The sequence below is a fragment of the Streptomyces sp. LARHCF249 genome (assembly GCF_052871255.1).
This window is the reverse complement of sequence record NZ_JBIXJQ010000001.1, coordinates 891,809-911,449: the sequence shown is the minus strand read 5'-3', so window position 1 is coordinate 911,449 and position 19,641 is coordinate 891,809. Positions and strand designations below refer to the sequence as shown.

At 72.9% G+C, this 19,641-nt stretch carries 21 protein-coding genes and 2 pseudogenes; 8 read left to right on the top strand and 15 right to left on the bottom strand.

Translation table 11 applies throughout. The annotated features are described in order from the left end of the window. Positions 1-26: 26 nt before the first annotated feature. Both ACIPUC_RS04390 and ACIPUC_RS04385 read right to left on the bottom strand, forming a co-directional pair. A complete protein-coding gene (locus ACIPUC_RS04390) occupies positions 27-512 on the bottom strand; it encodes an iron chaperone (protein WP_446586669.1) in 486 nt (161 codons plus the stop codon). 58 nt (positions 513-570) lie between these two features. Continuing rightward, positions 571-1,026 carry a carboxymuconolactone decarboxylase family protein gene (locus ACIPUC_RS04385; RefSeq protein ID WP_446586668.1) on the bottom strand — a complete coding sequence of 152 codons (456 nt, stop codon included), beginning with the start codon at positions 1,024-1,026 and terminating at the stop codon, positions 571-573. Positions 1,027-1,205: 179 nt separating this feature from the next. On the opposite strand from ACIPUC_RS04385, the gene ACIPUC_RS04380 reads away from it, so the two are divergent. After that, positions 1,206-3,665, top strand: coding sequence for a tetratricopeptide repeat protein (locus ACIPUC_RS04380; RefSeq protein WP_446586667.1), 2,460 nt, complete (start codon positions 1,206-1,208; stop codon positions 3,663-3,665). A 41-nt stretch (positions 3,666-3,706) separates the two neighbouring features. On the opposite strand, the gene dacB is transcribed toward ACIPUC_RS04380, so the two are convergent. Both dacB and ACIPUC_RS04370 read right to left on the bottom strand, forming a co-directional pair. After that, complete coding sequence (gene dacB / locus ACIPUC_RS04375; protein ID WP_446586784.1) at positions 3,707-5,275, bottom strand: D-alanyl-D-alanine carboxypeptidase/D-alanyl-D-alanine endopeptidase; 1,569 nt, start codon at positions 5,273-5,275, stop codon at positions 3,707-3,709. Positions 5,276-5,459: 184 nt separating this feature from the next. Continuing rightward, positions 5,460-7,079 carry an FAD-binding oxidoreductase gene (locus ACIPUC_RS04370; protein ID WP_446586666.1) on the bottom strand — a complete coding sequence of 540 codons (1,620 nt, stop codon included), beginning with the start codon at positions 7,077-7,079 and terminating at the stop codon, positions 5,460-5,462. 64 nt (positions 7,080-7,143) lie between these two features. Between ACIPUC_RS04370 and ACIPUC_RS04365 the strand changes: the two genes are divergently transcribed. Next, positions 7,144-7,779 carry a TetR/AcrR family transcriptional regulator gene (locus ACIPUC_RS04365; protein ID WP_446586665.1) on the top strand — a complete coding sequence of 212 codons (636 nt, stop codon included), beginning with the start codon at positions 7,144-7,146 and terminating at the stop codon, positions 7,777-7,779. A gap of 129 nt (positions 7,780-7,908) precedes the next feature. Continuing rightward, positions 7,909-9,360, top strand: coding sequence for an MFS transporter (locus ACIPUC_RS04360; protein WP_446586664.1), 1,452 nt, complete (start codon positions 7,909-7,911; stop codon positions 9,358-9,360). On the opposite strand, the pseudogene ACIPUC_RS04355 reads toward ACIPUC_RS04360, so the two are convergent. Both ACIPUC_RS04355 and ACIPUC_RS04350 read right to left on the bottom strand, forming a co-directional pair. Continuing rightward, positions 9,324-9,505: pseudogene (locus ACIPUC_RS04355) on the bottom strand (cytochrome d ubiquinol oxidase subunit II); the annotation flags it as partial. The gene ACIPUC_RS04360 and the pseudogene ACIPUC_RS04355 sit on opposite strands and share 37 nt — an antisense overlap. A 32-nt stretch (positions 9,506-9,537) precedes the next feature. Further along, a pseudogene (locus ACIPUC_RS04350) lies at positions 9,538-9,618 on the bottom strand (cytochrome ubiquinol oxidase subunit I); the annotation flags it as partial. A gap of 131 nt (positions 9,619-9,749) precedes the next feature. Between ACIPUC_RS04350 and ACIPUC_RS04345 the strand changes: the two are divergent. The 3 genes from ACIPUC_RS04345 (at position 9,750) to ACIPUC_RS04335 (ending at position 11,614) form a co-directional block, all read left to right on the top strand. Continuing rightward, a complete protein-coding gene (locus ACIPUC_RS04345) occupies positions 9,750-10,697 on the top strand; it encodes a LysR family transcriptional regulator (RefSeq protein ID WP_446586663.1) in 948 nt (315 codons plus the stop codon). Positions 10,698-10,792: 95 nt separating this feature from the next. After that, positions 10,793-10,951: a hypothetical protein gene (locus ACIPUC_RS04340; RefSeq protein ID WP_446586662.1), complete on the top strand. Its 159-nt coding sequence runs from the start codon at positions 10,793-10,795 to the stop codon at positions 10,949-10,951. 12 nt (positions 10,952-10,963) lie between these two features. Continuing rightward, positions 10,964-11,614, top strand: a complete 651-nt coding sequence (locus ACIPUC_RS04335; RefSeq protein ID WP_446586661.1) for a disulfide bond formation protein B — start codon at positions 10,964-10,966, stop codon at positions 11,612-11,614. Positions 11,615-11,695: 81 nt separating this feature from the next. Here the strand turns inward: ACIPUC_RS04335 and ACIPUC_RS04330 are convergent, their stop codons facing one another. The 8 genes from ACIPUC_RS04330 to rpmG all read right to left on the bottom strand — a co-directional run bounded on the left by ACIPUC_RS04330 (position 11,696) and on the right by rpmG (position 18,548). Further along, positions 11,696-12,451, bottom strand: coding sequence for a class I SAM-dependent methyltransferase (locus tag ACIPUC_RS04330; protein ID WP_446586660.1), 756 nt, complete (start codon positions 12,449-12,451; stop codon positions 11,696-11,698). 14 nt (positions 12,452-12,465) lie between these two features. After that, positions 12,466-13,668, bottom strand: a complete 1,203-nt coding sequence (locus ACIPUC_RS04325) for an aminotransferase class V-fold PLP-dependent enzyme (protein WP_446586783.1) — start codon at positions 13,666-13,668, stop codon at positions 12,466-12,468. 1 nt (position 13,669) lies between these two features. Next, positions 13,670-14,992 (bottom strand): pyridoxal-phosphate dependent enzyme, encoded by a 1,323-nt coding sequence (locus ACIPUC_RS04320; RefSeq protein ID WP_446586659.1) that lies wholly within the window; start codon positions 14,990-14,992, stop codon positions 13,670-13,672. Beyond that, on the bottom strand, positions 14,989-16,482 hold the full coding sequence (locus ACIPUC_RS04315) for a Y4yA family PLP-dependent enzyme (RefSeq protein ID WP_446586658.1): 1,494 nt from the start codon (positions 16,480-16,482) through the stop codon (positions 14,989-14,991). The genes ACIPUC_RS04320 and ACIPUC_RS04315 overlap by 4 nt, the downstream gene beginning before the upstream one ends. A 200-nt stretch (positions 16,483-16,682) precedes the next feature. Further along, positions 16,683-16,919: a 30S ribosomal protein S18 gene (gene rpsR, locus ACIPUC_RS04310; RefSeq protein ID WP_446586657.1), complete on the bottom strand. Its 237-nt coding sequence runs from the start codon at positions 16,917-16,919 to the stop codon at positions 16,683-16,685. Between the two features lie 41 nt (positions 16,920-16,960). Continuing rightward, the gene (locus ACIPUC_RS04305) at positions 16,961-18,103 is read right to left on the bottom strand and encodes a CobW family GTP-binding protein (protein WP_446586656.1); all 1,143 of its coding nucleotides are present in this window, start codon (positions 18,101-18,103) and stop codon (positions 16,961-16,963) included. Further along, a complete protein-coding gene (locus ACIPUC_RS04300; RefSeq protein WP_069922962.1) occupies positions 18,100-18,348 on the bottom strand; it encodes a type B 50S ribosomal protein L31 in 249 nt (82 codons plus the stop codon). The genes ACIPUC_RS04305 and ACIPUC_RS04300 overlap by 4 nt, the downstream gene beginning before the upstream one ends. A 35-nt stretch (positions 18,349-18,383) precedes the next feature. Continuing rightward, positions 18,384-18,548, bottom strand: a complete 165-nt coding sequence (gene rpmG, locus ACIPUC_RS04295; RefSeq protein ID WP_030162346.1) for a 50S ribosomal protein L33 — start codon at positions 18,546-18,548, stop codon at positions 18,384-18,386. 69 nt (positions 18,549-18,617) lie between these two features. Between rpmG and rpmB the strand changes: the two genes are divergently transcribed. Together rpmB and rpsN are read left to right on the top strand one after the other, a co-directional pair. Continuing rightward, positions 18,618-18,854, top strand: a complete 237-nt coding sequence (gene rpmB / locus ACIPUC_RS04290) for a 50S ribosomal protein L28 (protein ID WP_446586655.1) — start codon at positions 18,618-18,620, stop codon at positions 18,852-18,854. Then, positions 18,854-19,159, top strand: coding sequence for a 30S ribosomal protein S14 (gene rpsN, locus ACIPUC_RS04285; protein ID WP_446586654.1), 306 nt, complete (start codon positions 18,854-18,856; stop codon positions 19,157-19,159). Before rpmB ends, rpsN begins: the two co-directional genes overlap by 1 nt. Positions 19,160-19,207: 48 nt before the next feature. Here the strand turns inward: rpsN and ACIPUC_RS04280 are convergent, their stop codons facing one another. After that, a complete protein-coding gene (locus tag ACIPUC_RS04280; protein ID WP_446586653.1) occupies positions 19,208-19,579 on the bottom strand; it encodes an ArsR/SmtB family transcription factor in 372 nt (123 codons plus the stop codon). Positions 19,580-19,641 lie beyond the last annotated feature (62 nt).

Genomic DNA, 19,641 nt, shown 5'->3' with positions numbered 1-19,641 from the left:
CCCTGCGCGACCCCGTGGGTCCGGGCTCAGCTCGCCGCCTGCTTCACGAGCGCGCCGATCCTCGCCTCGTCGGCCGCGGTCAGGCCCGTCAGGGCGTAGGAGGTCGCCCACATGGTGCCCTCGTCGAGGTTCGCCTTGTCGCTGAAGCCGAGCGTCGCGTACCGGGTGTTGAACTTCTGCGCGCTCTGGAAGAAGCAGACGACCTTGCCGTCCTTGGCGTACGAGGGCATCCCGTACCAGAGCTTCGGCGCGAGCTCCGGTGCGCCGGCCTTCACGATCGCGTGGAGCCGTTCGGCCATGACCCGGTCCGGGTCCTGCATCTCGGCGATCTTCGCGAGCACGGCGGCTTCCTCCTCGGCCGCCTTCTCGGCGCGCGAGATCCGGCGCGCCGACGCCTTCAGCTCCTTGGCACGCTCCTTCATCGCACCGCGTTCCTCGTCGGTGAATCCCTCCGAGGTCCTGTCGGTCGAGGTCGCGGCGGTGCGCTTGGCGGGCTTCTGGGTGTTATCCATGGTGGGATTCCTTACGGTGCATGGCGGTATGTGGGAGATTGTCATGCCAAGGGGACGGTCAGCCCCATGCACCGGCGATCTGGCGGGTCGTGGCGTTGAGCCGGTTGAACAGGTTGGTGACGCCGATCATCAGGACGATCGCGGCCAGCTGCTTCTCGTCGAAGTAGGTGGCGGCCGTGTCCCAGACCTCGTCGCTCACCGCGTCGGGGCGGTCGGCCAGCCGCGTCGCGGCCTCGGCCAGCGTGAGCGCCGCCCGCTCCTCGTCGGTGAAGTACGGGGCCTCGCGCCAGGCGGCCACCGTCGCCAGCCGCTCGTCGCTCACTCCGGCCCTGCGGGCCGTCTTGGCGCCGCCGTCGACGCAGGCGCTGCAGCCGTTGATCTGGCTGACCCGCAGGTGCACCAGCTCCAGGGTCTGCCCGTCCACCCCGCCGGAGTGCACGGCCTTGAAGAGCTCCTGGATGGGCTGCATCGCGTCGGACAGGACGACGGCGGGGTTCTGCATACGAGACTGCACGGAGTCTGCTCCTTCTTCCGGTCGGTGCCCCGTCTCCCGGGGTGTGACTCCATGACAGCCGTTCCGGCGTGCCGTGACGACGCCGATGGGACGCCCTGGGACAGCCGAACCAGCCTTGACCAGCGGTGACTTGGCCCGGAATACTCCTGCCGGGGCGGGACAGGGGAGACGGGGGAACAGTGGACGCGGAACAGCGGACGGCCAACGGCGGTGACCCGCAGGAGGAGCTGTCAGCCCGGCTGCGCCTGATCCAGGAGCTGTCCGGGCTCGGCGTACGGGCCCTCGCGAGGGACACCGGACTCAGCTCCTCGTCGCTGTCGCGCTACCTCAGCGGCCAGACCGTGCCTCCCTGGCCCGCGGTGATCGCCCTGTGCCGCCTGGTCAAGCGAGACCCCCGCCCCCTGCGCCCCTTGTGGGAACGGTCCTCGAACCCGCTGCCGGCGCCGCCGAAGGCCAGCCGCCAGATGCAGCCGAGGCCCCGCAACGATCTACCGCGCGACGTACCCGACTTCACCGGGCGCGAGGCCGGACTCGCCGCCGTGCTCGCCGCGGTGGACAGCCACCGGGCGGTGGCCGTCGACGGCATGGCAGGCGTCGGCAAGACCTGCCTGGCGGTGCACGCCGCGCACGGGCTCGCCGCCGACTACCCGGACGCCCAGCTCTACGTGGACCTGCACGGCTTCACCGAGGGCCGGGAACCGCTCGATCCCGACTCCGCGCTGCGGATGCTGCTCGGCGCGCTCGACGTCCCGTCCGAGAAGGTCCCCCAGGAGGGCGTCGAACAACTGGCCGCCTGCTGGCGGGCGGAACTGGCCGGCCGGCGGGCGGTCGTGGTCCTCGACAACGCCGCCGACGCCGATCAGGTCCGCCCGCTGCTGCCCGGCGCGGGCCCCTCCGTCGTCCTGATCACGAGCCGCAACCGGCTGCTCGGCCTGGACGAGGTGCCCCCGGTGTCGCTGGACGTGCTGAGCCCGCAGGAGAGCGCGGAGCTGCTGGCCCGTGCCAGCGGCGACCCCGGCGGCCCCGAAGGCCGGCTGGCCCGCGAGCCGGAATCCGCCGCCGAGGTGCTGCGGCTGTGCGGCCATCTGCCGCTGGCCCTGCGGCTGGCCGCGGCCCGGCTGCGGCACCGGCCGGGCTGGACGGTGGGCATCCTCGTCGAGCGGATGGGACAGGGCGCGAGCGAGTTCGACACCGCGTTCGCCATGTCCGTCAAGCAGCTGGACCGGGCCCACGCCCGCCTGTTCCGCATGCTGGGCCTGCTGCCCGGCGGCTCCTTCGACGAGTACCTGGCGGCCGCCATGGCCGACGTGCCGCTGTACAGCGCCCGGGAGATGCTCGAGGACCTGGTCGACGCGCACCTGGTCCAGCAGCCGACGGCCGGCCGCTACCGGCTGCACGACCTGGTGCACCAGCACGCACGCCGGGCCTGCGCCGAGCAGGACCCGCCCGCCGAGCGGGAACGGGCGCTGGGCCGCTTCCTCGACTACTACGTGCACGCGGCGGCCGCGGCGGACGCCGCGATGCCGGTCCTGTCGCCCGGCCGCTCGCCCTCCGCGGGTCGGCCTCCGGCCGAACTGCCGCGGTTCGCGGACAAGCACACGGCCTTCGCCTGGCTCGTCGCCGAGTACGAGGCGATGATCGCCGCCTTCGAGACGGCGGTCGCCGTCGGGGCCGATGCGCACGTGTGCGAGCTGCCGCGCTTCCTGCGGGCGTACTTCGCGCGGCGCTGCGGCACGACGCACCTCAACCACCTCTTCGAGCGCTCGCTCGCCGCCGCGGAGCGCCTCGGCGATCCACTGCAACTGGCCGAGGCGTACAGCGACTTGGGCTTCGCCCGCTACAACGCGGGCCGGACGGCGGACGCGGCGGCCGCGTACGAGGCCGCCGGACTGCGGGTGTCGCAGGCCGGGGACGTGCGCGCGGAAGCCGAACTGGCCTTGCGTCGCGGCTATCTGCGGTGGGACGAGGGCAATGCCGAGGAGCCGCTCGAACTCTTCGGGCTGGCAGGGACGTTGTACGAGCAGGCCGACTGTCCGACGGGCGCGGCCCATGCGGCCGCGGCGGAGGCCTGGGCGATGCTGCAGCTCGGGCAGCGCGATCAGGCGGCGCGGCGGGCCCGCGAGGTGCTGGACGTTCCCCACGCGGACCCCGCATGGCCGCCGACGCTTACGGCCCGGATCACCCTCGGCGTGGCCCTCGCGGACGAGGCGCCCGAGGAGGCGGTCGAGCACCTGCACCGGGCGCTGGCGCTGGCCCGCGAGGACGGGCACATGAACAACGAGGCGTGGTCCCTCAACTGCCTGGGCGTCGCGCTGCGGCGGATGGGCCGGTACGAGGAGGCACTGGCCAGTCACCGCGAAGCGTTCGCGCTGCTGGACGAGCTGTTCGAGGACCATTGGAAGGTCCGTTTCCTCAACGGCTACGCCGAGACCTGCCGGCTCGCGGGCCTGCCCGAGGAGGCCCTGCGCCTGCACCGGCAGGCGCTGGAGCTGGCCCCGAGGCTGGGATACCGGTACGAGGAGGCGCTGGCCCACGAGGGGATCGCCACCGTGCTGGACGAGACGGATCCGACCGCGGCCGCCGAGCAGCGTGCGGCGGGCCAGGCCGTCCGGCGGGAGCTCGACCCCGTGGCGTACTGATCCACCTCCGGCCCGGACATCGCGGTGCTCCGCCCGCCCGTTCACTTCTCCTGGAGGTAGGCGGCGACCATGGCGAGGTCGTTGGCGATGCTCACGATGCCGCTCGGGTCGGTCGTCGGCGTGGAGGCGCCGGTGACGCCCGCGTAGAAGATGTCGTAGCGGCCGCCGCCCTTGTCCAGGTAGCCGGCGATCGTGACGGCTCCGACGCCCAGGCGGTCGTTCAGGGCGTCCTCCCCGACGGCGGCGCCGGTCTTGGCGAACACCTTTCCGCGCGCGGGGCAGTCGCGGCAGTTGTCCGCCAGCAGGCCGTCGACGCCCAGGACGGGCAGCGCCTCCCGGAAGAGCTTCGCCTCCGGGTCGTGCAGCCAGTACGTCAGCATCTGCGCCTCCGCCTCCGGCGTGGACCGGTCGACGGGGTTGCCGCCGCGTCCGTCGAGGAGCTGCACCTGCTTGCGGTCGACGCCCGCCCGGTCCAGGAAGGCGGCCAGTACGGGGAAGCCGTCCATGCAGTCGCGGCTGCCTGTCGTGACGGCCATCAGGCAGATGCCCAGGTTGGCACCCAGGTTGTGGCTGACCTTGAGGATGAGCTTGGCGTACTGCGCGTACGGGGGCGAGGTGTACACGGCCACGCGCGGCCGGCCCTCGTACGTGCGGGGCAGCTCGCCCACCGGGTTGGGACCCGTCGGGGCGGCGGTGACCTCCACCCCGGCCCGTCCGAGCGCCTCGATCAGCGCGGTGCGTCCGAAGGCTGACGGGTCGGTGACGGGGGCCACCCGCAGCACCGGCCCGGCGCCCGCCGCGATCGTGCCGGACACCTGGATCCGGGTGCCGTTCCGGGAGGTCGTCACCGTGAGGTCGGTCGGCTTGCCCGCCGCCACCGTCTTCACGGTCGAAGTGACCTCGTACGGGGCGACCTTGGGCCGCCAGTCCAGGCGCGCGGGCGCGTCGGGGCGGTCCCCGGGCGTGGTCGTCAGGTCGATGAGGTTGTCGTTGACGATCAGCGGGGTGGGGGTCGGATCGAGGACCGGATCCTGGGCGAACAGCCGGTCGTCCACGATCACGTTCCCGTCCACGCGGGTGATGCCGGAGCGGCGTACCTGCCGGGCGAGGAGGTCGATCCCGGCGAGCGGGTTCTCGGGGGTGAGGGTGGCGCCGGGGACGTCGTTGGCGTAGGTGTGGTCGAGGTCCGTGAACGAGACCGAGCCGTCGCGGGCGGTTCTGCCGCCCATGGTGAGGTCGCCCTGGGCGACCAGCGCGAGATCGCCGGTGAGGGTCGGGCCGCGCCGCTCGCCGACCGCGTAGACCGGTGTCTCGAAGCGGTGGCCTGCGCCGAGGGTCTTCCACGGCCCGGACACGCTGAACAGCTTGGCCGTGGAACCGGGGATGAAGAACTGTCCGGGGAACATGCTGTGGATCACCCGCCCGGAGTCCGGGTCCTTCTGGAGCAGGCCCCACTGGGCGTGGCGGTACTCCGGCTTCCGCATGATCTCCGTGATCCGCGGGTCGAGCGGGGCGGAACCTTCGTCGCCGGACGGTGTGGGCGTAGGTGCAGGCGCAGACGTGGGTGAAGGCGTGGGCGTCGGTGCCGCTCCGTCCGCCGTCCCCGACATCAGGGCCACGAGAAGCAGGGCCGCGCATCCGGCGCCCGCGCGGCGCCGCCACGCTCGGGTGTGCGTTCCTCGGACCATGGCATGCCCCGTTCGGCTCGCCGGACATGGGCCGCGCCACCAGGCCACCGGCCTCTGACCAGCGTGGCACGGTCCCATCCGGCGCGCACGTCGCCTGCGGCCCCGGTCAGTCCACCAGCACGCCGGGGTTGAGGATGCCCCGCGGATCGAGGGCCCCCTTCGCGGCCCGCAGCGCGAGGGCGAAGGGCTCGGGGCGCTGGCGGTCGTAGCCCGGACGGTGGTCGCGGCCGACGGCATGGTGGTGGGTGATGGTGGCCCGGTGGCGGTACAGGACCTCGCCCGCGACGGCCTTGAGGTCGTCCCAGAGGGCGACCTCGTCCCCGGGGCGTCCGGCGGCGAGAACGGTGAAGTAGGGTGCCGCGCCGTCCGGATACACATGTGTCAGACGGCAGTTGACGGTCGCCGGATGTCCGGTGGCCTTGAGCGCCGCCTCGCCGACCTCGGTGCGCACCGCCTCGATCAGGCCGGGGATCCGGTCCCAGGTGGCGGCCGTCTCGAAGGTCTCAGCGACGGCGCCCATCCTGGCCAGGCCGTCGCGGAGGTAGGGCATCCGCAGGAAGGCCGAACGCCAGGCGCTCACGGCCACGTCACCGGCCGGGGCGCCGGCCGAGGCCGCCTCCGGGCCGGGGGCGGCCCCGCCGTACCGGCCGCCGTGCGAGCGGGCCAGCGCGACGGCCCGTTCGAGCCGGGCGGTCACCGGCTCGTCCGCCGACTCGAACCCCAGCACCAGCACGGCGCAGCCGTCCCGGGCCGCGCCCGACAGCGCGGCCTCGCCGGCGTCCAGCAGGCGGCAGTTGGCGGGGGACAGGTCGGACTGGGCCAGTGCGCGCACCGCCCGGAGCGCGTCGTGGAAGTCGGCGAAGGCGACCGCGGCGGACGCCTTGTGGAGGGGGCGTTCCTGCAGCCGGACCCAGGCCTCGGTGATGACGCCGAGGGCCCCTTCGGAGCCCAGGAACAGGCGGTCGGGGGAGGGGCCCGCCCCGGAGGCGGGCAACCGCCAGGAGCTGCTCGTACCGGCCGGGGTGACCACGCGCAGCGCCTGCACGAAGTCGTCGACGTGCGTGCGGCCGGTGGCGTAGTGGCCGCCGGCCCGGGTGGCGAGCCAGCCCCCCAGGGTCGAGAACTCGAAGCTCTGCGGGAAGTGCCGCAGGGTGAGGCCGTGGGGCCGCAACTGGCCCTCCAGGCTCGGCCCGAGGGTGCCGGCCTGGATGCGCGCGGCCCGGCCCTCGGTATCGACCTCCAGGACCCGGCCCATGGCGGTCAGATCGAGGGACAACACCGCCCGGTGGGCGTCGCCGCGGTACTCCACGCCTCCGGTGACCGAGGAACCCCCGCCGTACGGGACGACGGCGACCTGCCGGTCACCGGCCCAGTCCAGCAGGTCGGCCACACCCTGCTCGTCCGTCGGCCGGGCGACGAGGTCGGGAATGCGGCCGGGGCGCCCGCGCAGCGCCCGTACGACGTCGCGGTACGCCTTTCCCATGGCATGGGCGGCGCGGTCCCCCGGGTCGGCGGTGACCAGGTGGGCGAGGCTCCGCGGGGGTTCGGCGGCGGGGCTCCCGATGCGCAGGTCGCGGACGCGGGGCACGGGGAGCGGGCGGCTGAGGGTGCCGGGGAGCAGCGCGCCCATCGCGGCGCACTCCGCGTCGTCCGGATGCGCGTCCGTCCAGCCCCAGCCCCACCAGGAGCGGGTGCGGGACGTCGGCTGCGGGGTGGTGGCGGCCATGGAGGCGCTCCAGGGGTCGAAGTAACTTACCTTGAGGTAAATTACCTACTGATAATATCTGTTCATGGCAACCCCCCCGACCCCTCCTTCGAAGGCCGGCACCAAGGGAGTGCCCCGGCACCACCGCCGGCAGCAGATGCTGGACGCCGCCACGGTGGAGTTCGGCACCCGCGGCTACGCGGCCGCGTCGCTCCCCGCGATCGCCGCGCGCGTCGGCGTCACCAAAACGCTGCTGCACCAGTACGTCGGGACCAAGGAGGACATCTACCTCGCCTGCCTGGTCCCCGTCGGGGACCGGCTCCTGGACGCCATCCGTACGGCGATGGGCCCGGACGGGACCACGCCGCACACGCCGCTGCGCGTACTCGACAGCATCTTCACGGCGCTGGAGGGGCAGCGGGAGGCGTGGTTCGTGCTGTACGACACCTCGCTGCCGCCCGGCGGCGAGGCCGCGCGCCGGGCCGCGGAGTACTGGTCGGCCATCGACCGGCTCGCCGCCGGCGGCACCGCCGAACTGCTGCGCGCGGCCGGGTCCGCCGACCCGCTGGACGCCGACGCGCTCACGTACGTCTGGCGGGACCTGGTCGCCACCCTCGTCCGCTGGTGGGTGAAGCACCCGGAGCAGACCCCGGCGGCCATGACGCAGCGCTGCGCCCGCCTCTTCGCGGCCGCCGCGACCCTCACCGCCGACGGCCGCTGAACGGCCTCGTCGGGCCGGGCGGTTGGGGCCGCCGTGTGGCGGCCGCGGGGGGACCGCCCGTACGGCTGTTTTTCGCGGTATCGGCAAAGATCTTTGCCGATACCGCGCGGCACGCGCACGCTCCTGCGCATGAACCCGCACAGTGATTCCGAGCCGTCAGCCCGAGTGGCCCCGCGGAGACCCGCGGTGCGCCGGGTGCTCGCGGCCCTCTCGCTCTCCATGCTGCTGTCCTCGCTCGGCACCAGCATCGCCAATGTCGGCCTGCCGACGCTGGCACAGGCCTTCGGCGCCTCCTTCCAGGAGGTCCAGTGGATCGTCCTCGCCTACCTCCTCGCCCTCACCACACTGATCGTCAGCGCCGGACGCCTCGGTGACATCGTCGGCCGCCGGCGGCTGCTCCTGGCGGGAATCCTCCTGTTCACGGTGGCCTCCGTCCTGTGCGGCGCGGCGCCCGCGCTCTGGCTGCTGATCGCCGCCCGCGCGGCGCAAGGCCTCGGCGCGGCCGTCATGATGGCCCTCACCATGGCGTTCGTCGCAGAGACCGTTCCCAAGGCGAGAACCGGCAGCGCCATGGGGCTGCTCGGCACGATGTCCGCGATCGGCACCGCGCTCGGCCCCTCGCTGGGCGGAGTCCTGATCTCCGGGTTCGGCTGGCGGGCGCTCTTCCTCGTCAACGCCCCGCTCGGAATCCTGGCCCTGCTGCTCGCCCACCGCCACCTGCCCGCCGACCAGCGCGGTCCCACGGACGGCCGGGCCCGCTTCGACCATGCCGGCACGCTGCTGCTCGCGTCGGCCCTCGCGGCGTACGCGCTCGCCGTGACCTTGGGGCGCGGCGGTTTCGGTGCCCTCAACGGGATCCTGCTGGTGGCCGCCGCCTGCGGAGTCGGCCTCTTCGCGCGCGTCGAGGCGAGAGCGGCGGCCCCGCTGATCCGGCTGGGGACGCTCCGCGATCCGAGGCTGAGCGGGGGCCTCGCCATGAGCGCCCTCGTCTCGACGGTGATGATGACGACGCTCGTGGTCGGGCCGTTCTACCTCTCCCGCACCCTCGGGCTCCACGAGGCACTCGTCGGACTCGTCCTGTCGGCCGGTCCGCTCGTCGCCGCCCTGACCGGCGTACCGGCAGGCCGCATCGCGGACCGCTTCGGCGCGCCCCGCATGACCGTCGCCGGGCTCGGCGCCATGGCGGCCGGAGCCGCCGTCCTGGCCACGCTGCCGGCGGGGTCCGGCGTCGCCGGTTACGCGGCCCCCATGGTCGTCGTCACGGCCGGCTACGCGGTGTTCCAGACGGCCAACAACACCGCCGTCATGGCCGACGCCGCCCCGGACCGGCGCGGGGTCGTCTCCGGCATGCTCAACCTGTCGCGCAACCTCGGCCTCGTCACCGGGGCGTCCGCCATGGGCGCCGTGTTCGCCCTCGCGTCGACCACGACCGACGTGACCACCGCGCGCCCCGAGGCCGTAGCCACCGGTATGCGGATCACCTTCGCCGTCGCGGCGGTCCTCATCGTCATCGCGCTCGTCATCGCCATCGGGTCGCGGTCGCGTCACGGCGTGCCGACACGCTTGCGGAAGACCCAGTAGGTCCACGCCTGTAGGCGAGGACGACGGGGGCCGTGAAGGACGCGACCCAGGTCAGGATCGTCAGCGTGTACGGGCTCGCGGCCGAACCGGCCACCGTCAGGCTCCAGTCGGGATCGGTCGACGACGGCATCACATCGGGGAACAGGGGGTGGCGGTCGCCGCCACGGTCGCGACGCAGAAGACGTCACCGACGAACCGCGAGTGGTCGGACCGGTTCATGCCGAACTGGAACTCCTGCACGATCCCGGTGGTGATGCCGAACTGCCGGCGGGCCATCGTCTCCGACGCGAGTGCCAGGGGGTGCGGTCTTGGTGCTCATGCCCCGCCCCTCGGCCGCCGCGGCGGTTCGCGGTAGCGGCTTCCGATCGATGCGTCCATAGAATGGCTCTATGCCCATCTCTCCGCGCGTTCCCGACCTGCCCGCCCTCGACCTGCTGCTCAGCGTCATCGAGCTCGGCAGCCTGGGGCGCGCCGCCGCGGAGCACGGCATCAGCCAGCCCTCGGCCAGCTCCCGTATCCGCTACCTGGAGAAGCTCGTCGGCCTGCCCGTACTGGAGCGCTCCGCCCTCGGTTCCAAGCCCACGCCGGCCGGCGCACTGATCGCCGAGTGGGCCCGCACCGTGATCGACGCCGCGCACGAACTGGACGCCGGCATCGGCGCCCTGCGCGAACAGCGCAGCTCCCACCTGAAGGTGGCCGCCAGCCAGACGGTCGCCGAGTACCTGGTCCCCAAGTGGCTCATCGGCCTGCGGGCGCAGCATCCCGCCACCAGCGTCGCGCTGGAATCCGGCAACTCGGCCGACGTGGCCCGCGCCGTCCTGGACGGCCGCGCCGAGATCGGCTTCATCGAAAGTCCCCGCGCGCCGAAGGGCCTGGAGAGCCATGCCGTGGCCCGGGACCATCTCGTCGTCGTGGTGGCCCCGGCGCACCCCTGGGCCCGGCGCACCGCCATCACCCTCGAGGAACTCGCCGCGGCCTCGCTGATCCAGCGCGAGGCGGGATCCGGCACGCGCACCGCCTTCGAGCGGGCGATCACGGCCCACCTCCCCGACTGGCAGCCCTCCGCCCTGCTGGAACTCGCCTCCACCACCGCCATCAAGACCGCCGTGGCCGGGGGCGGCGGCCCCGCCGTCCTCAGCTCGCTCGCCGTCGCCGACGAACTGGCCGCCGGTACCCTGCGGTCCCCGGCGGTGACCGGTCTCGACCTGTCCCGGTCGCTGCGCGCCGTATGGCCCACCGGCCAGCGCCCGACGGGGCCGGCCAGGGACCTGTACGCCCTCGCCCGCAGGCCGCTCGGCGGCGCCGGAAACAGCCCGCGACGGGCTGCGAGCTCATAGAGCCGCTCTATGGATGCATCGATCCGTTGCCGCTACCGGGCCGGAACTCCCCGTCGGAGGATGAAGTCGTAACCCCCCGATGAAGCAGGGACACCATGTACACCATCCTCTTCCTCCTGATCGCCATATGCGTCCTGGCCGTTCTGCGGGACTGGCCACGCCGGCAGCGGCTGCTGCTGTGGGCGGGAACCCTGAGCGTCACGATCCTCGCGTTCCTCCCCCACCTCGACCGCGCCTTCAACCTGAGCTTCTGAGGAGGAGCAGGAATGTCCACCGTCACCACCCCCGTCACCGGCGGCCCCGCCGCCCCTGCAGCTCCCGCCGCCCGGCTCTCGAACCGCCTCGGCCTCTGGTTCGCCCACGCCTACGTCCTGGGCATGTGCGCCACCATCGGCGGCGCCTACGTCTTCCAGTTCGGCCTGTGGGAGTACCCCTGCCCCATGTGCCTCCTGCAGCGCATGTTCATGCTGCTCAGCGCCATCGGCCCCGCCATGATCATCGCCCGCTCCCGCAAGGGGGCGGTGACCACCGCCGAGTTCGCCTCCGGCTGGGGCGTCGCCCTGGTCTCCGCGCTGATCGGCGGCACCGTCTCCGGCGCACAGGTCCTGATGCACATCGTGCCCCCGGACCCCGGCTACGCCGGCGCCCTCTTCGGACTGCACCTGTACACCTGGGCCGCCATCACCTTCTTCCTGGCCGCCCTCGCCGCAGGCGTCAACCTCGTCCTGGCCGGCGGGGCCCAGCCCCTGGACGCCGCCGCCACCTCGCCCGCCCTGCGCCGCACCGCCGGCGTCACCCTGGGCGTCCTGGCCTTCTTCGCCGTCAGCAACCTCGTCGCCTGCTTCTTCCTCCAGGGACTCCACTGGCAGATGCCCGGCGACCCCACCGGCTACCGGTTCTTCACCGACCTCTTCTGAGGCCCGGCAGCACCCCGTCGCACGCGCCGCGCCCCCGACCGAGACACCGGCCGGGGGCGCGGCGCGTCCGCGCGGGGCACTTCAGCGGACCGCGACCAGCACGTGGCTGTGGCCGAACTGCCACACCGTGCCGATCTGAGTGAATCCGGCCTCGCGCAGCAGGGTGACATGGCCGGAAAGCGTCAGGTCGTTTCCCTCGCAGTGCGGATGCCGGTCGGGCCCGCAGCCGGCGAGCCGAGGTGCCAGCTCGGGGTCGGCGGCCGCCTCCGACCACCAGGACTCCCAGTCCTCGGTGGTGTCCAGGTACCGCTCGGAGTGGCGTTCCCCGACGTGGAGGGCCAGTTCGGCGATCCGCGGGGCGTCCGGGCCGATGTGGTCGCCGTTGACGAGGACGCCGCCGGGGCGCAGCCGTTCGGCGAGTTCCCCGTACACCCGCCGCAGGGTGGACTCCCCGAGGTAGTGCAGGGCCGTCGCCGAGACCACCGCGTCCACCGGGCGGTCCAGGGCGAGCGCGTCCAGCCAGCCGGGCTTCCCGATCACGGCCTCGACGTAGCGCAGCGCCGGTCCGTAGTGGGAGCTGCCCAGTTCGAGGAGCAGGGGGTCGGCGTCGACGGCCAGCACCTCGGCGTCCGGCAGGCGGGCGGCCAGTCGCGAGGCGAGGGCTCCCGGGCCGCTGCCCAGGTCGAGGACCAGGGGGGCGGGGCGGCCGCACGTCACCTGCTCGACCACGTCGGTGATGACCGTGAACCTCTCCTCGCGGTCGACGGCGTACCGCTGCTGCTGACTCTCCCAGCGCTCCACCCAGCGCGCTGCCGTCAGGGCCGTCATCGTGCTCATCTCCATAATGGAAATCATTGCAGACTAGCGAGCGCGGTGAGCAACTGCTTGACCTCTTCAGGAGTGTTGTGTATATGCAGGCTCACCCGTACCGAGGACTCCCTGGCGCCGCCGCCCGCCTGGCAGTGGCCGTCGGAGCGCACCATGAAGCCGTGGCTGAACAGGATGAACCCGAGGTCCTGGGCAGTGATCTCGCGGTGCCGGAAGGTGACGATGCTCCGGCGCCGCTGCACCTCGGAGGCGGTCGCCAGGCTCGAGCGGCAGCCGAGGACCTCGTACGCCGGCAGTCGTCCGAGCCCCTCGGTCAGGAGGGCGGTCAGTGCCACGGTCCAGCGCTCGATGCGGTCGGTTCCGGCGGAATCCAGCCAGTCCAGGGCCGCCGCCAGAGAGGCGATGCCGGCCGTGTTCGGGGTGCCGCTCCACCCGCCGGGCCGGAAGGCGGGGCCCCGCCGGTCCCGCGCCCAGACCGCGCCGGTTCCGGGCAGGGCGAGGGCCTTGTGCCCGGAGAAGACCACGAAGTCCACGTCGAGCTCGGCCACGGAGACCGGGAGGTGGCCGATGCTCTGTGCGGCGTCCAGACAGATGGGGACATCGGGCCCGACCACCTGCCGGATGCGGTGCACGTTCATGTCGGCCCCGTACACGTGGTGCACGTGCGTGGCGGCCACGAACCGGGTACGCGGTCCGACGATCCCCGCCAGGGCCGCCGGATCGTAGTCCCCGGAGCCCGCCTGGCAGGGCAGCTCCCGCACCCGGATCCGGACCCCCTGGCGGGCCAGCAGCTCCCGCGCCTCCAGCCACGGCGACAGGTTCGCCTCGTGGTCGGCGAACGGCACTACGATCTCGTCGCCGTCCGCCAGCAGTTCGGGCAGCCACTCCCGTGCGACCGTGCGCAGCCCGTCCGTGGCACCGGTGGTGAAGTGCACCGAGGACCGGTCCGGCCGCGGGTCGCCGAGGAACTCCCGGACCCGGTCGCGGGCGCCCTCCACCAGGGCGGTGGTCGTGTTGGCCCAAGGGTAGGAGCCCCGGCCCGCGTTGGCGTTCGAAGTGGTGAGGTAGGTGTGGACGGCGTCCAGGACGGCCTGCGGCTTCTGTGCGGTGGCCGCGCTGTCGAGGTAGGCCAGGTGGGGGTGTCCCACGATGATCGGGAACTGGGCGCGCAGCCCGCGCTGCCACGCGGCCAGTTCCCCGATCTCCCCGGCGGGGTCGGCCGCCACGTCAGTCACGCACCAGAGGGGCTCCGGCGTCCCGCCAGGCCACGATGCCGCCGGCGAGACTGCGGACGTCCGGGTGGCCCATGCGCGTCAGCAGGGCCGCGTACCGGGCGGACTTCTCGCCGACCGGGCAGGTGAGCAGCACCGGCTGCCGGGTGCCGAAGGGCAGGCCGCCGCGCAGGAGTTCGTCGAAGAGCTCGTCGACGATGTTGACCGCGCCGTCGATGTGCAGCGCGGCGTACGCGAACGGGCCGCGGAGGTCGATCACCAGCGGACGCCGGTCCTCGATCCACTTCTGTGCCTCGGCGACCTCGATGACCGCGGCCGAGCGCACCTCGGCCCCGGTCAGCGTGGCCACCGAGTTCTTCGCCGGGGGCCTGCCGAGCAGTTCCGGACGGCGCTGCCGCACGTAGCCGAGGTAGCTCTCCGCCCGGTCGCAGACGATGAACACGGCCGTCCTGCGCCCGTCGGCCGACGGGGCGTCCAGCGGCCGGAGATGGCGCACGGCCCCGAGGTACGCGGCCCCGCCGGTCGGACCGGCCAGCAGGCCGCACCGGCGCATCAGCGTCACCATCCCGTCGATGGCGTCCGCCGAGCTCACCGCCTCGATCGTGTCGTAGGTCGCGGGGTCGAAGAGGCCGACCTCCTGCACCTCGTCGAGGGTGCGGATGCCGGGGATGAAGTCGGACTTCTCCCCGACCAGCCCGATGACCCGCACGGCCGGGTCGTGGGCGCGCAGGGCGCGCGCGACCCCGCTGGAGGAGCCGGCCGTGCCCACGCACGCGACGAACCAGTCCGGGGCCCGGCCGTCCAGATCGGCGACGATCTCCGGCCCGGTGCCCTGCGCGTGCGCCTCGGCGTTCAGGGGGTTGAAGTACTGGTCGGTGTGCAGAAGGGCGCTGTCCGGGCGGCTGAGCCGCTGGTGGAAACGCGTCAGCGGGTCCTCGGTGTCGGCCGGGTCGAGGCATTCGCTCTGCCCGGGCAGCTCCTCGATCTCGGCGCCCAGCAGCAGGAGCAGATCCTTGATCTCCGGGATGCGCATGCGGTTGGTGACGCTCTTGAACGGCAGTCCGTGCAGGCCCGCGATCAGGGCCAGGGCCTTGGCGGTGTTGCCGCTGGACAGCTCGACGACCGTGGCGCCGTCGGACCGGGCGTCCTCCAGAGCGGAGCGGACCATGTGCCAGGCAGCCCGGTCCTTCAGCGAGCCGAAGGGGTTGAGCATCTCCAGCTTCGCGTAGAGGTCGATGTGCCGCAGGCCGTGCACGGCCGGGTCGATGCGGACCAGCGGGGTGTCGCCGATGGCCTCGGTGATGCTGTCGTACCTCATGTCCGCCGTCCCCCCGTGGCTGTGACCGGCCAGTACTGCTCGTCGAGGCACCAACTCCAGGTCCCTCTCCCTCCTCGGGCGTCCTCCTGGGCGTCCTCCTCGCGGACGGCGACCTTGCGGGCCACGGGCTGCTGTTGGGCCCGTGTGGCCGTGAAGTCCATGCAGTAGCCGGCGGTGTTGGCGAAGGCGAGGAGATCGCCGGGCCGCGGCAGCCGGGGCAGGAACACCATCCGGCGGGTGATCAGGTCCCCCTCGAGGCACAGGTTGCCCATCAGGTACACGCCCACCGGTCCGGTCTCCTGACCGGGGGCGTCACCGCGGGGGAGCAGCACGGGATCCATGAGGACGCCGTGGTCCTCCAGGCCCACGTCCCCCGCGTTCAGGGCGAGCCGTACGAGGTGCTCCCCGGCCCCGCCGGCCCGGACCTCCTGCACCCTCCCGAGCGTGAGCCCGCACTGGTCCGCCAAGGCCCGGCCGGGCTCGGTGTACAGGTCGTACATGCTCTCCAGGAGCAGGGTGCCGAACGGGCGGCCGAGACCGGGCGCGGGACGGGACAGCAGCTCGTCGAGGTAGGCGGAGCCGGCGACGGGGCGGTGGGCCGGATAGAGGCCGAGGGAACCGCGCAGGGTGCCGTTCTCGACGCGCAGGCCGTACCCGTGGCCGCCCCAGGTCAGCGGCGGGCGCCGGCCCATGACGGCGTGCGCGAGCTCGGTGGTGTAGTGGTCCCACTGTCCCGCGTGCGCGAGGTAGTTGACGCCGAAGCCGCCGCCCACGTCGACGACGCGCGGCTGGAACCCCCGGATCTGCAGCTCCTCCATCGCCCGCAGGCACCCTTCGAGGGCCGTGGCCTTCTCGTCCAGGCTCGTGGTGTCGAGGTGGTAGCCCACCCCGATCGGCTCCAGCGCGTCCTGGTGCCGTTCGAGTACGTCGAGCAGGTCGCTGAGCGACTTCACGGCCGTACCGAACCGGCTGCGGCGGGAAAGGACCCTGGTGCCGGAGGTCTCGAACTCGGACAGCCGCAGGACGACGCGGAGCCGGGGCAGGCCGAACGCGCCGACGATCCGGGCCGCGTCCTCCAGTTCCCCGGCCCCGTCGGCGTTGACGACCGCCCCGCAGCGCGCGGCGAGCCAGAGCGTCTCCGGGTCCTTGGGGCCGGTCACCACGATCCGGTCCCCGGTGAATCCCGCGCCCAGCGCCTGCCTCAACTCGCCGAGCGAGGCGGCGTCGAGGGCGGCGCCGGTCGTGGCGAGGTGCCGGACCAGGGCCTGGGAGCGGCTGGCCTTGTGCGCGAAGCAGACCCGGCCGCCGAGGTGGTGGCGGCGCAGGACGGAGCCGAATCTCGCCACGTTCTCGGCGAACTGCTGGGGAAGTACGAGGTTCAGGGGCGATCCGAGCCCGTCCACGAGCGCGTGCAGGAAGGAGGCCGCATCCAGCAAGGACGCCAGCCGCGGTGCCAGTCGCGGTTCCAGGTACAGAGGTGCGTTGCTCATCCCAGCTGTTCCTCCCCGACGAGGAATACGTACCGGTTTCGGCAAACGGTCATACGACCGTAACCCGCGCGGGCCCCTTTGGGCCCGGCCCGGCGGGGGAGGGACTGCTTCACGACGCCCGACGGCCGAATCGGGACGGTCGGGGCGGACTTCGGGCCCGTGGACGCTTCGGGTCTGCCACGGGCCCGGCAGGTGCCCGCCTACTTGCCGGCGTAAGGGAGCAGGGCCATCTCACGGGCGTTCTTGATCGCCGCGGCCAGCCGTCGCTGCTGCTGGGCCGTGACGCGGGTGACGCGGCGGCTGCGGATCTTCCCGCGGTCGGAGATGAACTTCCGCAGCAGGTCGGTGTCCTTGTAGTCGATGTAGGTGATCTTCGCGGCGTCCAGCGGGTTGGGGCGGGACTTCACGGGCTTGCGGGGGATGACGCGTCGGGTCATGGGGAGTCCTTGGGATCTGAAGCTGAGGAGTCGTACGGGTCTTACGGGACGGGGGCGAGGAGGGCGTCGAAGGCGGCGGGCAGGCGCTTCCACCCCTCGCGGCCGGCGGTGAACTCGGCGTCGGTCAGGAGGCAGGAGTCGAGGAGCCGCTCCAGCCCGTCGCGGTCGAGCCCGGGCGAGGTGAACACCAGGTACTGGCAGCAGTCGCCGTGGTCCGGGTGCCAGCCCAGTGCGGCGGCCGCCCGGCGCACCGGCGGCACCGTCTCCCAGGCGGCGTCCGGGAGCGAGGCCAGCCAGGGGCCGCTGTCCTCCACGCAGAGCGCGCCGCCCGCGGCGTCCCAGGCGAGCAGGGTGTCGGGGCGGTCGGCGAGCCAGAACCGGCCACGGCTGCGGGCGGCCGCGCAGGCCAGGTCCTCCAGCGCCTCGTACAACCGCTCCGGATGGAACGGCCGGTGGCGGTGCCAGACCAGGGTGGCCACCCCGGCTTCGTCGGCCTCCTGCGGCAGGAGCGCACACGCCGGGTGCTGCGCGGCGGCAGCGGCCTCGGTGTCGAATCCGGCGAAGGCGAGCCGCGCCAGCTCGGGGGATCCGGTCTCCACCCGGCGGGCGGTCGGGTGGAGCTGCTCCAGCAGGGCCCGGTCCTCGTCGTCCGCGTCGGGGCTGTCGACGAGGGCCAGGACGGGTGCGTACTCGAGCTGCCGGGCCCAGGTGTCGCCGACCGTCCGCCCGTCGGAGGCCGCCGCCGCGAGCCCCGCCTCCGCGAGGTCGTCCCCGTTGGACAGGTACGGCAGGACGAGGGCGGGGTCGACGGCGGTGATCACGTTGGTGAGGTCCAGCCGCTCGCCGCCGTGCGCCGCGACGACCTCGGCCATCGCCCGGGGCTCGACGGAGTCCCACAGCTCGACGACGGCCAGCCGGGTCAGCCCGCCGTCGGCGAGCCGCCACAGCTCGGGGACCAGGTCCTCGCGCAGGGCGCAGCAGGCGCAGTCGTTGACGAGCGGCGCCGCACCGGAGCCGAGTATCCCGGAGGCGTCGCGCACGGTGCGCCGGACGGTGCCCTCGGCGGCCGTGGAGAGGTCGTGGTGCAGGGCCACGCTGCCGGGGACGGTGGCGAGCAGCCGTTCCACGGTGGTGTGGCGGGCGTCGGAGTGCAGCCCGCCGACGATGACGACGGCCAGGCTCACGCCGTGCTCCCGTACCGCCGCTGGAAGCGCTCGACGCGGCCGGCGGTGTCCAGCACCCGGGCCGTGCCGGTGTAGAAGGGGTGGCTCTGCGAGGAGATCTCGACGTCGATGACGGGGTAGGTGTTGCCGTCCTCCCACTCCACCGTCTTCTCGCTGGTGGCGGTGGAGCGGGTGAGGAAGGCGAAGTCGGCGGCCTTGTCGCGGAAGACGACGGGGCCGTAGGCGGGGTGGATGCCGGGCTTCATGGCGGTGTCCTTCGGGGTGGTGTGGGCGGGCTGGCTCAGCGCTCTTCGCGGAAGTCGACGTGCCGGCGGACCACCGGGTCGAACTTGCGCAGCACCATGCGGTCCGGGTCGTTCCGCCGGTTCTTGCGGGTGACGTAGGTGTAGCCGGTGCCCGCGGTGGAGCGGAGCTTGACGATCGGGCGTACTTCGTTGCGTGCCATGCCGCTACTATACGGGAATGGAAATCGTTTCCAATAACTCTTCCGTTTCAGAGAGGGGCAGGTAACACCGTGTCCGCCCACTGTCAGCTGACCGGCGCCCAGCCGGGCTTCGGCAACAACATCTCCCACTCGCACCGGCGCACCTCGCGCCGCTTCGACCCCAACATCCAGCGCAAGCGCTACTGGCTGCCGAGCGAAGGCCGGCACGTGCGCCTCACCCTCAGCGCGAAGGCGATCAAGACCGTCGACGTGATCGGCGTCGAGGCGGCCGTGGCCCGGATCCGGGCCCGAGGAGTGAAGGTCTGATGGCGAAGAAGAGCAAGATCGCGCAGAACGAGAAGCGCAAGGCGATCGTCGAGCGCTACGCCGCCCGGCGCGCCGAGCTGAAGGAGGTCCTGCGCCGGCCCTCCTCGACGGAGGCCGAGCGCCGCGCCGCGCTGGCGGAGCTCCGGAGGCAGCCGCGCAACGCGAGTGCGACGCGGGTGCGCAACCGCGACAGCGTGGACGGCCGGCCCCGCGGCCACCTGCGCAAGTTCGGGCTCTCCCGGGTCCGGATGCGTGAGCAGGCGCACGCCGGATTCCTGCCCGGAGTCACCAAGTCGTCCTGGTAGAACCGCGTTCCGGGGGTGGTGGCGCGGCGGCGCCGCCACCCGCGGGCCTCAGTGTGCTTCCGTGGCGACCCTGTCGTGCAGGCCCAGGCGCAGGTGTTCCACGTGGAAGAGGGCCTGGTCGAGGAGTTCCGCGACGTGGTGGTCGTAGAGGGAGTAGACGATGGAGCGGCCCCGCCGCTCACCGGCTACCAGGCCGAGGTTGCGCAGCAGGCGCAGCTGATGGGAACAGGCCGACGGCTCCATGCCGACCGCTTCGGCGAGGTCGCCGACCGCGCACGGACCTTCCTGGAGGCGGGCGAGGATGTACAGCCGCGAGGGGGTCGCCAGGGCCTGGAGGGTCGCCGCCACGTCCGCGGTCCCCACGGCGTCCAGGCGTTCGCGCGTCGTGGCGGTGTTCTTGGCGTCCGTTCCGTGGCCCATGGAGACCATCCTACCGATGACATATGAAGACCTCTTCAGATGTTCCTGTACGGTGGAGAAGA